The organism is Phycobacter azelaicus, from assembly GCF_014884385.1.
GTDB lineage: Bacteria > Pseudomonadota > Alphaproteobacteria > Rhodobacterales > Rhodobacteraceae > Phycobacter > Phycobacter azelaicus.
Window position 1 is genome coordinate 2,972,689 of sequence record NZ_WKFH01000003.1, and the last position, 13,136, is coordinate 2,985,824.

Here is a 13,136-nt window from a genome sequence, read left to right on the forward strand (position 1 = left end):
ATTGCCGGAAGTCTAACTTGCATGCGGAATGTGGAATATGATTTGAATCAAAAAGGACGGGTCAGTTGACCCGTCCTAGTCTCTGTTCCTTCGCTTTGGCTCAGCCGCGGCTGCGTTTCTCGAAGCGAGGGAGCATGGCCGAGAAATCCATGCCCATGCCATCCTCGTTTTCCACGAACTGTGCATAAAGCGCCTGTGCCAGTTGCCCCATGGGGGTGTCCGCATCGGCGCTGTCTGCGGCCTGCTGCGACAGGCGCAGATCCTTCAGCATCAGCTCGGCCGCAAAACCGGGCTTGTAATCGTTGTCGGCGGGCGATTGCGGGCCGACGCCCGGCGCCGGGCAATAGGCATTCATGGTCCAGCTGTAGCCCGAGGAGGTCGAGACCACATCGAACATCTTCTGCCGGTCCAGACCCAGCTTGTCGGCAAGGGCAAAGGCTTCGCAGGTGGCAATCATGGTGACGCCTAGGATCATGTTGTTGCAGATCTTCGCGGCCTGACCCGCGCCAGCATCGCCACAATGCACGGCTTTCTGACCCATGATGTCGAACAGCGGCTTTGCCTTCTCAAACGCTTCGGGCGAACCGCCCGCCATGAAGGTCAGCGTTCCGCCAGCAGCGCCGCCGATGCCGCCGGAAACGGGTGCATCGACTGGCAGCAGGCCCGCTGCGGAGGCTTTCTCGGCAACGGCACGAGCTGAGTCCACGTCGACCGTCGAGCAGTCCACGAATGCCGCACCCGCTTTCATCGCCGGGATGATCTCATCGGCAACGGCACGCAGGATCTGGCCGTTGGGCAGCATGGTGATCACCACGTCTGCGTCCGCGGCTGCCTCGGCGCCCGAAGCGGCGAGAGTGACGCCGTCGATACTGACCTCTGCCATGTCAAAGCCGGTGACATCGTGACCTGCGGCGGCCAGGTTTGCGGCCATGGGGCCGCCCATGTTGCCGAGGCCGATAAATCCGATCTTCATGGGGTTACTCCTCCTCAAATGTCAGTGCGTCAGCGCCAAGAGGCATCAGCATCTGGCTGACGGCCACGGCGGGCACGTTACGATCCGCATATTGCCACTTGGGCTGGCGGTCCTTGTCAATGATCTGGGCCCGGATCCCCTCCAGGAAGTCTCCCTTCTCCATCGAGCGGAAGGTGAAGCGGTACTCCAGATCCAGTGCCCGCTGAATGGATAGACTCGGCCCACGCAGGCGGTGCAGCATTTCGATGGTGCAGGCCATGGAGAGGGGCGAATTACGCATCAGGGCCTTTTGCGCGGCTGCGGAGATTTCAGATGGATCCCTGCTGAGATCAATCAGAATATCGTTCAGGGTCTCGCCAGAGAACAACCGGTCGATTTCACCTTGCTGAGCCTCAAGTGTGCCATCGGGCGCTGTCTCCGCGGCCTGTTGCAGAATGTCCGGGTTGCCGTCCTGTTCAAGGGAGGCGATCAATCCCTCCCATTTCTCTTTGGAAATGAAAAGGTCGGCAAAGCCTGCATAGATTGCATCAGCCGCTTTCAAACGGCCTGCAGTCAAGCCGAGGTATTCCCCGAGCCGCCCCGGTGCTAGTGCGAGGATGAGCGTGCCCCCCACATCCGGGATAAGGCCGATCCCGACTTCCGGCATGGAGATCTGGCTGCTTTCGCAGACGATCCTATGGGTGCCGTGACAGCCGATGCCGACACCGCCGCCCATGGTGAACCCCTGCAGGAAGCTGACCACGGGTTTGGGGTAGCCGAAAATGCGCGCGTTCAGACGATACTCATCCCGCCAGAACGTCCGCCCATAGCCGTAATCGCCCGCCTTACCGGTGGAATACAGCTCTGCAATGTCGCCGCCAGCGCAGAAGGCCTTTTCTCCGGCAGCATCGATGACGACCAGCTTGACGGCATCGTCCTTGGCCCAGGCTTTTAGTGCCGCGTCGATGGCCATGCACATGTCATAGGACAGGGCGTTCAGCGCCTTTTCGCGGGTGAGCGTGATCCGGCCTGCGCAGCCGGTCACGCGAATGTCGATATCGCTCATCCCCGGCCTCAGCGGTTTTCAGACAGCATGTGGCGGGCGACGATCACGCGCATGATCTCGTTGGTGCCCTCAAGGATCTGGTGAACCCGCAGATCGCGGACCAGTTTTTCAATGCCGTAATCCGCCAGATAGCCATAGCCGCCGTGCAATTGCAGGCACTGATCGACCACCTTGGACCCGGCCTCGGTCACGAATTTCTTGGCCATGGCGCAGAACTTGGTGGCATCCGGCGCGCCCTGGTCCAGCTTCCACGCCGCCTGGCGCAGGAAGGTGCGCGCGGCCTGAAGTTCGATCTCCATATCCGCAAGGCGGAACTGAAGCCCCTGGAACTGGTCAATGGATTTGCCAAAGGCCTGACGCTCGCCCATGTACTGCAGGGTCATGTTGAGCGCGGTCTGCGCCGCGCCAAGCGAGCAGGAGGCGATGTTGAGGCGGCCGCCATCAAGGCCCATCATGGCATATTTGAAGCCGTGACCCTCTTCGCCCACCAGATTATTCGCAGGGATCTTGCAGTCGTCGAACTGAACTTGGGCCGTGGGCTGGCTCTTCCAGCCCATCTTGTCTTCCAGACCACCAAAAGACAGGCCCGGCGTGCCGTCCTCGACATAGACGGTGGAAATTCCCTTGGGGCCGTCCTCGCCGGTGCGCACCATACAGACATAGGCATCGGAATAGCCACCGCCAGAGATGAAGGCCTTGGTACCATTCAGGGTGTAGCCTTCGTTGGTCTTCTCGGCGCGGGTTTTCAGCGCGGCCGCGTCCGAGCCGGAGCCGGGTTCGGTCAGGCAGTAGGACAACACAGTGTTCAGGGTGAGAACATTCGGCATGACGCGCGCTTTCATCTCGTCACTGGCGAAGGTGTCCAGCATCTTGGCGCACATGTTGTGGATCGACAGGAAGGCAGCAACCGACGGGCAAGCCATTGACAGCGCCTCGAAGACCAGCGTCGCGTCAAGCCGCGACAACCCCGAGCCACCGCCCTCTTCGCTGACATAGAGGCCACCAAAGCCCAGCTCGCCCACCTTGGGCCACAGATCCTTGGGTATGGTGCCGTCAGCTTCCCACTGGCGAGCAAAGGGCGCGATGTTGTCCTGACCAAAGGCATAAGCCATGTCAAAAATGGCGGACTGTTCTTCTGTCAAAGCGAAATCCACGTCGTGTCCTCCCTGGCGCGGTGCGAATTGAACGGTTGTTTATTTATTAGCGGCAGGCGGGCTTCAGAGCAAGCTGCGCAAATGCAAAGCGGTGCTGCAAGAATGGCCAGAAACAGGGAAAATCAGAAATGCTTGCCTGGCAAGGAAATCTTAGGGACCGCGGCTGTAGAGTTGCTTGAAGCCTGTGAATGGGCGGTCGGTATCATTGAACTGTCAGAACTTCGGAAGTGATCCATGTCAAACTACGATCTCCAATTTCAGAAAAACATGCGCAGCCAGCCAGCTGCAGGCCTACCTAACTCGGGGACGGGTCGGACAACTGGATCGCTGGCAAGTGACGAGATCGCACCGGTCAGAACCTGTCAGACTGTCCTTGATGAGGCGATGGCGCTTGTGGTTTCCGGAGATCTGGCCGCCGCGCGTGTGATCGTTGACGAGGCTCTTCCGATCTACTCAGATAACATTGTCCTCCACCGGTTTTCTGGCGACATCTATCTGCAGCAAAATGACCGAGATAAGGCGCTCCTGAGCTATATGAATGCGCTGGGGATCAATCCGCTTGATCCACAGACCTTGAGTTCGATCGGTAGCCTGCTGACGCTCATGAAAAACTACCATGATGCCAAAGGGTTCTTCCAGGCGGCCCATAACATTCAGCCGAACGATGCCTTCTCCGCCTACAACTGGGTGCATGCCTGCATGAAGGAAAGCGATTGGAGCTTCTTTGACAAGCTGCCCCATATCCTTCGTCTTGGAGACAATAGCCCGATGGATGTGCAGCCCTTTGCGCTGTTGGGAATTACCGACAATCCGGCGCTTCACAAAAAGCGGGTCGAGGCGCGCAGCAAAGGCATCATGAAAACGGTCAAGGAGAACAAGCGCTTTTCCCGAACAAGCGTGCAAGGGCGCCGCATTCGCCTTGGCTTTTTCTCTGATGACTTCCGGGAACACGCCACAATGCTGTTGATGGGGCGGTTCTTTGATCTGGTAGATCGCGACCGCTTTGAAGTGTTTGTCTATGACTATGCCACAACTGCGGGCGGTTCGGTGCGCGCGGATGTCGAAGAAAGTGCGGATGTCTATCACAATGTGCGCGACATAAGTGACCATGAACTCGCTGAACTGGCCCGCGAGGATGGGGTCGATATCGCAATCGATATGAAGACATTTACAAAAGGCGGGCGGCTGGCAGTCTTTGCCGAGCGCGCTGCGCCGGTACAGGTTGCCTTCCTCGGCTATCCGGGGACCAGCGGGTTGCCGACGATGGACTATTTCCTCGCAGATGATGTCACCGTACCGCAATCCCAGCGTCAGCACTTCAGCGAAAAGATCCTTTACATGCCGCATTGCTATCAGGTGAACGACAACACGCGCGAACATTCAAAGGATGTTCCGACGCGTGCCGAGATGGGCCTGCCGGAGGATGCATTCGTCTTTTGCAGTTTCAACAACCCCAACAAGGTGACACCGGCGGAATTCGATATCTGGATGAAACTGCTACGCAACGTGCCAGACAGTGTGCTGTGGCTATTCGCACCGACGGAGGAGCTTCGGCACAACCTTCTGCGCGAGGCAGAGGCGCGCGGTGTCTCGTCCGACCGCCTGTTTTTTGCTGGGCGGGTTTCAATCCCTGAGCACCAGGCACGGATGAGCCTCGGGGACCTGTTCCTTGATGCCTTCAACTGTAACGCTCACACCACGGCGAGCGAGGCGGTCTGGGCAGGTCTTCCGCTTGTGACCAAGGCCGGGAAACAGTTCGCGGCCCGGGTTGCGGCGAGTATTGTGACCGCGATCGGGTGTCCTGATCTGGTGACGGAGACGGAGGAAGAATACTACGATCTGGCGTACAAACTCGCCACCGACCCCGAGGCGCTGAGCGCTCTCAAACGACGTTTGCGAGCCAACCTGCGCACCACTCCGCTTTATGACTCAGAGGGCTACGTTCGCGATTTCGAGAGCCTGATGGAAAAGGCGATCCTGCGCTACGAAGAGGGATCAAAGCCCAAGCATCTGTATCTGCGCTGAAAGGCCGGAGGCGGATCCTAAAGGATCCGCACCTGGGTGCCGATTTCGACCATCTCGTAAAGTTCTTCAACGTGTTGGTTGTACAGACCGATGCAGCCCGAAGAGCTTTGGCGTCCGATCTTCCGAGTGTCGTGCGTACCGTGAACAAGGTACGCAGGCCAGGTCAGATACATGGCACGGGTCCCCAGCGGGTTGCCGGGACCGCCCTCCATATACTTGGGAAGGCTGGGGTCGCGCTCGCGCATGTTTGCTGTCGGAGTCCAGCCGGGGTTCTTAGCTTTGCGCACCACCTTGGTGTAGCCGCGCTTGGTCAACTCCTCGCTCATTGGAACGGAAGAGGGGAACAGGCGGTAGGTTTCCCCATCGCCGCCCCAATAGTGTACCGCGCGCGAGGTGACGTCGGCCAAGAGGCAGCCCACGCCAAGCTCATCAAAATGATCCTGCCAGTTCTGCTGCGTAAAGGCGGAAATATTGCGCTTTACGGATTCGGTGTCTCGGATCGGTGCCTCGTCGGTAGGGAAAGCGTCGGTTGATTGCGCCCGCAACAGTGCGGGGCTCGAAAGCGCGCCTGCAATGCCAAGAAGAGTTGCGCGTCGGGTGATCCGGGATGCCATGATGCCTCCTGTGGTCTTTTGGGTTCTGCTCTGCGTTTTTGCGAACATATTCGGTTTGACGAATTTGGCTAGAGGGGGTGGGGCCGTTTTGGCCCGTCTCACGCATATGTGTTCACGCGTCAGCGGCCCTGCAAGGTCGTTGACGCAGGTGTGAACGCAAAAAGCCCCGGCAGCTATGCCGGGGCTTTACTGATTGTGCTTGGGGCGAACCTTAGTCCATCGGCTTGAAGTTGAACTCGCCGCCTTCGCGGATGCCCGAGGGCCAGCGCGAGGTGATGGTCTTGGTGCGGGTGTAGAATTTGAACGCATCGGGCCCGTGCTGGTTCAGATCGCCGAATGCGGATTTCTTCCAGCCACCGAAGGTGTGATAAGCCAGCGGAACCGGGATCGGAACGTTGATGCCGATCATGCCGATGTTGATCCGGTTGGCGAAATCACGGGCGGTGTCACCGTCACGAGTAAAGATCGCGGTGCCGTTGCCGTATTCGTGGTCCATGGCATAGCCGAGGGCCTCTTCATAGGTTTTGGCGCGCACGGTGGACAGGACCGGACCAAAGATCTCTTTCTTGTAGATGTCCATGTCTGGGGTGACGTTATCGAACAGGTGCGGGCCGACAAAGAAGCCGTCCTCATAACCCTGCAGCGAGAAATCGCGGCCATCAACCACCAGTTTCGCACCTTGCTCCACACCGGATTCCACCAGGCGCAAGATGTTTTCCTTTGCGGCAGAGGTCACAACCGGACCATAGTCAACGTCATTGCCTGCCGTGTAGGGGCCGACTTTCAGCTTTTCGATGCGGGGCACCAGCTTGTCGATCAGGCGGTCGGCGGTTTCTTCACCCACGGGAACCGCAACCGAAATCGCCATGCAGCGTTCGCCAGCAGCGCCGTATCCTGCGCCGATCAGCGCGTCAGCGGCCTGATCCAGATCCGCGTCGGGCATGATGATCATGTGGTTCTTGGCGCCGCCAAAGCACTGGACGCGCTTACCCTGAGCACAGCCGGTGCCGTAGATGTATTCGGCAATCGGGGTGGAGCCAACAAAGCCAACCGACTGGATGGTGTCGTTGTACAGGATCGCGTCCACCGCTTCCTTGTCGCCGTTGACGACCTGCAGGATGCCCTTGGGCAGACCGGCTTCTTCCATCAGCTCGGCCAGCATCAGCGGCACGGAGGGGTCACGCTCCGACGGCTTCAGGATGAAGGCGTTACCGCAGGCGATGGCGGGCGCGAACATCCACATCGGGATCATGGCCGGGAAGTTGAACGGGGTTATGCCCGCAGTGACGCCGAGGGCCTGACGCATCGAGTACATGTCGATGCCGGGACCGGCGCTGTCGGTGAACTCACCCTTCAGCATCTGCGGCGCGCCGATGCAGTATTCGACCACCTCGAGGCCACGCTGCACGTCACCAGCCGCGTCGGGCAGGGTCTTGCCGTGCTCGCGGCTCAGCGCCTCGGCCAGCTTGTCCATGTCGCGGTTCAGAAGGTCAACGAATTTCATCAGCACGCGCGCGCGGCGCTGCGGGTTTACAGCGGCCCATGCGGGCTGCGCGGCGGCGGCAATGGCAACGGCCTGCTCCATCTCGTCCTTGGACGCGAGCGGCACCTTGGCCTGAACTTCGCCGGTGGCCGGGTTGAACACATCGGCAAAACGGCCGGATGTGCCCTTTACGTGTTCGCCATTGATATAATGCGTCAGCTCTTGCATCGGATCTCTCCCTCTACAGTTTGGCCGCATCCTAGGCTTGCAAAAAACTCTGGAAAAGGGGAAAGATTTCAAAGAGGCTTTGCAGGAACGCAGGTGTCTGATGCATGAATATGGGGCGCCCAACGTGCATCGTGGCAGGCAGACAGTCGAGGAGGAACCCGGCATGGACCCACAATGGGATGATATGAAAGTTTTTCTTGCGGTCGCCCGCGAGGCGAGCCTGTCTGGCGCTGGACGTATTCTCAAGATGGATCCGGCCACGGTGGGGCGGCGCGTTGCCCGGTTTGAGGCCGCGCTCGATACGCCCCTGTTCGTGAAATCCCCGCAAGGTTATGCCCTCAGCGCCGCCGGGGATCGTCTTTTGGCCCATGCAGAGGCCGCCGAGCAGGCCATGCGCGCAGGTCAGGAGGCGCTGAGCGGGCCAAGCGATACCCTGTCGGGGCAGATCCGCATCGGTGCGCCGGATGGCAGCGCCAACTACATTCTGCCGCAGGTTTGCGCCGCAATCGGAGAAGAACACCCGGATCTGGATATCCAGATCGTTGCCCTGCCACGGGTGATCAACCTGTCGCGGCGCGAAGCGGACATGGCCGTCACGGTCAGCGCGCCCACCGCTGGGCAGCTTCTGGTGCAGAAAATCACCGACTACAAACTGCACCTTGTTGGCTCGCGTCTATACCTGCGCGATCACCCGCCACTTGAAACCCTGGAAGACCTCAAGGGCCACCGCATGATCGGCTATATTCCCGATATGATCTTCGACCGGGAACTCGACTATCTCAGCGATCTTGGCGTACAGCGAGTGGCGCTGGCGTCCAATTCGGTCTCCGTTCAGATCAAACTGGCCGCCGAGGGAACAGCGCTTTGCGTGGCGCATGATTTCTCGCTGCCCTCACACCGGGTTTTGCGCAAGGTCCTGACCGACAAGATCAGCCTGACGCGCAGCTTCTACCTTGTCCGTCATCAGGGCGACCAGCGCAGCGAACGGTTGAACCGCTTTGCCGAGGCGCTGTCAAAGGGCATTCGCGAAGAGGTGGCGCGGCTTGAGGCGCTGACCTGACGCGCAGGGACAGTCCGGAAATTTGCTACTGTGCCAGAGACCTACGATCCATTTGCACCTTACATTTTCTTGACTTGCGTCCCTATTGCGGCAACGCTTGGTTTTACGCAATAAAATTACAAGTTGGAGGGTTCATGCTGGTTCAATCGATTTTGAAATCCAAGGCCGAAGCCGGAGTGGTCACAATTGCCCCGGGCGCTTCGGTCTCGGAGGCGGCGCAGCTTCTGGCTCAGAAGGGGATCGGAACGGTCGTCGTCTCTACAGACGGTCAAACGGCCGAGGGCATCCTGTCAGAGCGCGACATCGTGCGTGAACTCGGCAAAAGCGGCTCCGGCTGTCTGTCCCGGCAGGTCAAGGACTACATGACAGCCAAGCTTGTCACCTGTGATACCCAGTCCAATGTTGAAAACGTGTTGAAGCAGATGACCGATGGCCGCTTCCGTCACATGCCCGTGGTGGAGAACGGCAAGATGGTCGGGCTGATCTCCCTTGGTGATGTGGTCAAAGCCAAACTGGCCGAAGTGGCGATGGAGAAAGACGCGCTCGAAGGCATGATAATGGGGCACTGAGGGCTCCAACGCCCGTTTTCTGCGAAAGCGGGGGTTTATGACGCGCCGGAACGGGCTATTCCGTATTTTCACCCTCTTGCCTTGATGCGGACAAATATGTTTGCGTGCGCGCGAATTCCACGGCGGCAGGAGGAGCCCCATGCGTATTGGCTTGTACCCAGGCACATTCGATCCCATCACCCTGGGGCATATCGACATCATCCGCCGCGCGAGCGCCTTGGTGGACAAACTGGTCATCGGCGTTGCCATCAACCGCGACAAGGGGCCACTTTTCACGTTGGAAGAACGTGTGGCGATGATCGAGGCGGAGTGCGCCAAGCTGACGGAGCAGACGGGCACGGAGATTGTCGCGCATCCGTTTGAGAACCTTCTGATTGATTGCGCCCGTGATGTGGGGGCCCAGATCATTGTCCGGGGCCTGAGGGCGGTTGCCGATTTCGAATATGAATTCCAGATGGTTGGCATGAACCGGGCACTCGATAGCTCCATCGAGACCGTGTTCCTGATGGCCGAAGCGCGCCATCAGGCGATCGCCTCCAAGCTGGTCAAGGAGATTGCGCGCCTGGATGGCGATGTTTCGAAGTTCGTGACACCTCTGGTGAACGAGGAACTGCGCAAGCGCCTCGGCAAATAAGCCAACGCAAGAAGCGTCTAGAGGTAGCTGCTATCAAATGGAAAAGCCGGACTTTGCGTCCGGCTTTGCTGTATGAGCACGGCGAGCGTGACATGGGCGCCGGATGGTTGTCCTAACGCCAGAAAGCAATCCAGTCTATCAACTCAAAAAGCCGCTTTCCCAGAAAAACCATATGCTCGCTGCCATAAAGAGCCACGTCGATCGAGATGGCCGCGATCAGGATCAGCGCCAGAACGACGGCGATGGTATTTGTCATGTTTGGCCCGGTCCATTGAAAACGCCCGCCCAGATAACCTGAGCGGGCGCGAAACCTCAAGGGGTGGGGCTGTGCCTCAGACCAGACGGCCCATTGCGGTGGCGACATCCGCCATACGGACAGAAAAGCCCCACTCGTTGTCATACCAGCACAGCACGCGCACCATGCGCCCTTCGACCACGCGGGTCTGGTCTGGCGCAAAGATCGAGCTTTCGCTGGAGTGGTTGAAGTCGGTTGAGACCAGCGGCGCCGGTTCGTAGCCCAGCACGCCCGCCATCGCACCTTTGGAAGCCTCGGCGACAAGGGCGTTGATCTCTTCAGCGGTGACCTCTTTGGCGGCGCGGAAAGTCAGATCCACAGCTGAGACATTTGGGGTCGGCACGCGGATTGCGGATCCGTCGAGGCGACCTTTGAGGTTCGGCAAAACTTCTCCCAGCGCCTTGGCCGCGCCCGTGGAGGTTGGGATCATCGACATGGCCGCCGCCCGCGCACGGTAAAGATCCTTGTGACGGCGGTCCAGAGTGGGCTGGTCGCCGGTGTAGGCGTGGATCGTGGTCATGATGCCGCTTTCGATCCCGACGCCTTCGTCCAGAACCTTGGCGATCGGGGCCAGGCAGTTGGTGGTGCAGGAGCCGTTGGATACCATGCGGTCAGCGGCAGTCAGCTGATCATCGTTGACGCCAAAGACGATGGTTTTGTCCACGTTCTTGCCGGGGGCAGACAGCAGAACCTTGCCCGCTCCACGCTCAAGGTGCGCTTTGGCCTTTTCGCCGTCGTTGAACTTGCCGGTGCATTCCAGAACGACATCGCAGCCGTCCCAGTCCAGCTCGTTCATGTCGTAGGTAGAGAACATCTGCATGTCACCGCGACCGAGGTTCATGGTGCCGTCGCCGATGCTGACTTCGCCGGGAAAGCGGCCGTGGACCGAGTCGTATTTGATCAGATGCGCCGCGGTTTCCAGTGGTCCGGTGGCATTGACTTTGATGACTTCGATATCGTCACGGCCGGATGCTGCAATATGCGAAAGGGTGCAGCGTCCGATACGGCCAAAACCGTTGATCCCGACTTTGATGGTCATTGGTATCTCTCCTGGCGAGCAAAACTTGCGCCGGATATAGACGGCTTCGTTACATCCCTAAAGGGTCAAAAAGGGCGAAACGCCAGGGTGTTAGCGCAAAACTGCGCCGGCGGCGTTAACGGTCGGAGGCTGGTGGCGATAACGATTTGCCCCGTCTGTGCTGCGGTGCGGCAATAAAGAATCGCGCTTCGCCTTGTCTGCGGTGTCTGATCGGGTAGGCTGCGTGCAGAGCAGTTCGAACAAGGGGATCCCGATGAGCGGTCTATTGGCATTGCTGGACGATGTGGCAGGCATTGCCAAAGTGGCGGCGGCTTCGGTGGATGATGTGGCGACCCAGGCCGCAAAGGCTGGGGTCAAGGCGGCAGGCGCGGTGATCGATGATGCCGCCGTGACGCCGAAATACGTGCACGGGTTTGCCGCCGAACGCGAGTTGCCGATCATCTGGAAAATCGCCAAGGGTTCGGTGAAGAACAAGCTTTTGATCCTGTTGCCCATTGGCCTGTTGCTTGCGAACTTTGCGCCCTGGCTGATTGCTCCGCTTCTGATGTTGGGCGGCGCCTATCTTTGCTTTGAAGGTGCGGAAAAGGTTTATCACGCACTGGTACCGCATGATGAGAGCCATGTCTTTGCCGAGGATGAGCCCGGCGATCCCGCCCATCTGGAGGAGCAGAAGGCAGCCGGTGCGATCAAGACCGATTTCATCCTCTCGGCCGAAATTATGACCATCGCTCTTGCGGCGATCCCGCAAAGCAACATCTGGATGGAGGCCGCAACGCTGGCTACCGTGGGGTTGGGCATCACCGTTGCGGTCTATGGCTCGGTTGCGCTGATCGTAAAGGCGGACGATGTGGGGCTCTACCTTGCGCAGAACGGCGCACTTGGGCTGACCCGAGCAATGGGACGCGGGCTCGTGCAGGCGATGCCCGGTTTCATGAAGCTTCTGACGATTGTCGGCACCGCTGCGATGCTGTGGGTGGGCGGCTCCATTGTCATTCACGGGATGGAAGAGCTAGGCTTTGGCTGGCTCGGCCATCACATTCATGACTGGGCCGCCGCTGCGGGCCACGCGGTTCCTGTCTCCTGGACGGGGTTTGTTGAATGGCTTGCCAAGGCTGGGTTGGATGGGGTGTTTGGGCTTGCTCTGGGTATGCTCCTGATCCCGATTGCTACCCGGATTATCGTCCCGCTTGTTGATGCGGTGACTGGAAAGACTGCCTCGCATTGAAACCGCAGCCCGATAGCCCGCCGATTCTGGTCTTTTCCGATTTGGACGGAACGCTGTTGGATCACGAGAGCTATTCCTGGGCTGCGGCAAAACCGGCCCTTGATCGCCTTGCGGACATGGGCGCTGCAGTGGTTCTGGCCAGCAGCAAGACCGGAGCGGAAATATCTGTCTTGCAACGGGAAATGGGGCTCTCTCACTGGCCAGCTATCGTGGAAAATGGCACCGGGCTGTTGGGGGAAACAGCAGAGCCGACCTATCATGAACTGCGCGCGCGGCTGGACAGCGTTGCCCTGGAGCTGCGCCAATCATTCGTGGGCTTTGGCGATCTGTCGATTGATGAGATTGCGGATGCGACGGGGCTGTCGCCGGATGCGGCGACGCTTGCGGCTCAGCGGATGTTTTCGGAGCCGGGAACCTGGACCGGCAGCGATGCGGAGCTTGATGCGTTCCTGGATCAATTGGCCCTAAAAGGGATCTCGGCGCGCCGTGGCGGTCGGTTTCTGACCCTGTCTTTCGGAGGGACAAAGGCGGACCGCATGGGAGAGATCATTGCCGACTTGCGACCGCTCCAAACGGTCGCTCTGGGCGATGCGCCTAACGACGTTGAGATGCTGGAAGCTGCCGATTATGGTGTGGTGATTGCCAATTTTCATAGCAAACCGCTTCCAAAGCTCAAAAATGAAGCATCCGGCCGGATCATTCGCACCAAAGAGGCTGGGCCTTTGGGGTGGAACCGGGCCATGATGCAGCTACTGGACCGCCTTGAACTCGAGGCACAAGAGCAGGGATAGC

13 protein-coding genes are annotated in these 13,136 nt (G+C 59.3%); 6 read left to right on the top strand and 7 right to left on the bottom strand.

Annotated elements, in window-relative coordinates; translation table 11 throughout:
* Positions 1 to 100: 100 nt before the first annotated feature.
* From mmsB to INS80_RS15410, 3 genes are read right to left on the bottom strand one after another with little or no spacing between them, the layout of a single operon-like run.
* Positions 101 to 973: a 3-hydroxyisobutyrate dehydrogenase gene (gene mmsB / locus INS80_RS15400; protein ID WP_192966473.1), complete on the bottom strand. Its 873-nt coding sequence runs from the start codon at positions 971 to 973 to the stop codon at positions 101 to 103.
* A gap of 4 nt (positions 974 to 977) precedes the next feature.
* On the bottom strand, positions 978 to 2,018 hold the full coding sequence (locus tag INS80_RS15405) for an enoyl-CoA hydratase/isomerase family protein (RefSeq protein WP_192966474.1): 1,041 nt from the start codon (positions 2,016 to 2,018) through the stop codon (positions 978 to 980).
* Between the two features lie 8 nt (positions 2,019 to 2,026).
* A complete protein-coding gene (locus tag INS80_RS15410) occupies positions 2,027 to 3,172 on the bottom strand; it encodes an acyl-CoA dehydrogenase family protein (protein WP_192966475.1) in 1,146 nt (381 codons plus the stop codon).
* Between the two features lie 267 nt (positions 3,173 to 3,439).
* Between INS80_RS15410 and INS80_RS15415 the strand changes: the two genes are divergently transcribed.
* Entirely contained in the window at positions 3,440 to 5,197 is a 1,758-nt protein-coding gene (locus INS80_RS15415; RefSeq protein ID WP_192966476.1) for an O-linked N-acetylglucosamine transferase, SPINDLY family protein, read from the top strand.
* Positions 5,198 to 5,214: 17 nt separating this feature from the next.
* On the opposite strand, the gene INS80_RS15420 is transcribed toward INS80_RS15415, so the two are convergent.
* Together INS80_RS15420 and INS80_RS15425 are read right to left on the bottom strand one after the other, a co-directional pair.
* Positions 5,215 to 5,811 carry a L,D-transpeptidase gene (locus INS80_RS15420; RefSeq protein ID WP_192966477.1) on the bottom strand — a complete coding sequence of 199 codons (597 nt, stop codon included), beginning with the start codon at positions 5,809 to 5,811 and terminating at the stop codon, positions 5,215 to 5,217.
* A 211-nt stretch (positions 5,812 to 6,022) separates the two neighbouring features.
* Complete coding sequence (locus INS80_RS15425; protein ID WP_192966478.1) at positions 6,023 to 7,522, bottom strand: CoA-acylating methylmalonate-semialdehyde dehydrogenase; 1,500 nt, start codon at positions 7,520 to 7,522, stop codon at positions 6,023 to 6,025.
* A 163-nt stretch (positions 7,523 to 7,685) separates the two neighbouring features.
* Here INS80_RS15425 and INS80_RS15430 point away from each other — a divergent pair, with 163 nt between their 5' ends.
* From INS80_RS15430 to coaD, 3 genes are all read left to right on the top strand, one after another.
* Entirely contained in the window at positions 7,686 to 8,582 is an 897-nt protein-coding gene (locus INS80_RS15430; RefSeq protein ID WP_192967304.1) for a LysR family transcriptional regulator, read from the top strand.
* Between the two features lie 134 nt (positions 8,583 to 8,716).
* Positions 8,717 to 9,151 (top strand): CBS domain-containing protein, encoded by a 435-nt coding sequence (locus INS80_RS15435; protein WP_192966479.1) that lies wholly within the window; start codon positions 8,717 to 8,719, stop codon positions 9,149 to 9,151.
* Between the two features lie 139 nt (positions 9,152 to 9,290).
* Entirely contained in the window at positions 9,291 to 9,785 is a 495-nt protein-coding gene (coaD, locus tag INS80_RS15440; RefSeq protein ID WP_192966480.1) for a pantetheine-phosphate adenylyltransferase, read from the top strand.
* A gap of 112 nt (positions 9,786 to 9,897) precedes the next feature.
* Here the strand turns inward: coaD and INS80_RS15445 are convergent, their stop codons facing one another.
* Together INS80_RS15445 and gap are read right to left on the bottom strand one after the other, a co-directional pair.
* Complete coding sequence (locus tag INS80_RS15445; protein WP_192966481.1) at positions 9,898 to 10,041, bottom strand: hypothetical protein; 144 nt, start codon at positions 10,039 to 10,041, stop codon at positions 9,898 to 9,900.
* 76 nt (positions 10,042 to 10,117) lie between these two features.
* Positions 10,118 to 11,119 (bottom strand): type I glyceraldehyde-3-phosphate dehydrogenase, encoded by a 1,002-nt coding sequence (gap, locus tag INS80_RS15450; RefSeq protein ID WP_192966482.1) that lies wholly within the window; start codon positions 11,117 to 11,119, stop codon positions 10,118 to 10,120.
* A gap of 253 nt (positions 11,120 to 11,372) precedes the next feature.
* Here gap and INS80_RS15455 point away from each other — a divergent pair, with 253 nt between their 5' ends.
* On the top strand, positions 11,373 to 12,344 hold the full coding sequence (locus INS80_RS15455) for a DUF808 domain-containing protein (RefSeq protein WP_192966483.1): 972 nt from the start codon (positions 11,373 to 11,375) through the stop codon (positions 12,342 to 12,344).
* Positions 12,341 to 13,135 carry an HAD-IIB family hydrolase gene (locus INS80_RS15460; protein ID WP_226892640.1) on the top strand — a complete coding sequence of 265 codons (795 nt, stop codon included), beginning with the start codon at positions 12,341 to 12,343 and terminating at the stop codon, positions 13,133 to 13,135. Before INS80_RS15455 ends, INS80_RS15460 begins: the two co-directional genes overlap by 4 nt.
* The last annotated feature ends 1 nt before the right edge of the window (position 13,136 follow it).

What these genes read in the sequence shown, in the direction of transcription:
- mmsB (WP_192966473.1), bottom strand. Translation starts at nt 973, where the DNA reads ATGAAGATCGGATTTATCGGCCTCGGCAACATGGGCGGCCCCATGGCC.
- INS80_RS15405 (WP_192966474.1), bottom strand. Translation starts at nt 2,018, where the DNA reads ATGAGCGATATCGACATTCGCGTGACCGGCTGCGCAGGCCGGATCACG.
- INS80_RS15415 (WP_192966476.1), top strand. Translation starts at nt 3,440, where the DNA reads ATGCGCAGCCAGCCAGCTGCAGGCCTACCTAACTCGGGGACGGGTCGG.
- INS80_RS15420 (WP_192966477.1), bottom strand. Translation starts at nt 5,811, where the DNA reads ATGGCATCCCGGATCACCCGACGCGCAACTCTTCTTGGCATTGCAGGC.
- INS80_RS15425 (WP_192966478.1), bottom strand. Translation starts at nt 7,522, where the DNA reads ATGCAAGAGCTGACGCATTATATCAATGGCGAACACGTAAAGGGCACA.
- INS80_RS15430 (WP_192967304.1), top strand. Translation starts at nt 7,686, where the DNA reads ATGGACCCACAATGGGATGATATGAAAGTTTTTCTTGCGGTCGCCCGC.
- INS80_RS15435 (WP_192966479.1), top strand. Translation starts at nt 8,717, where the DNA reads ATGCTGGTTCAATCGATTTTGAAATCCAAGGCCGAAGCCGGAGTGGTC.
- coaD (WP_192966480.1), top strand. Translation starts at nt 9,291, where the DNA reads ATGCGTATTGGCTTGTACCCAGGCACATTCGATCCCATCACCCTGGGG.
- INS80_RS15445 (WP_192966481.1), bottom strand. Translation starts at nt 10,041, where the DNA reads ATGACAAATACCATCGCCGTCGTTCTGGCGCTGATCCTGATCGCGGCC.
- gap (WP_192966482.1), bottom strand. Translation starts at nt 11,119, where the DNA reads ATGACCATCAAAGTCGGGATCAACGGTTTTGGCCGTATCGGACGCTGC.
- INS80_RS15455 (WP_192966483.1), top strand. Translation starts at nt 11,373, where the DNA reads ATGAGCGGTCTATTGGCATTGCTGGACGATGTGGCAGGCATTGCCAAA.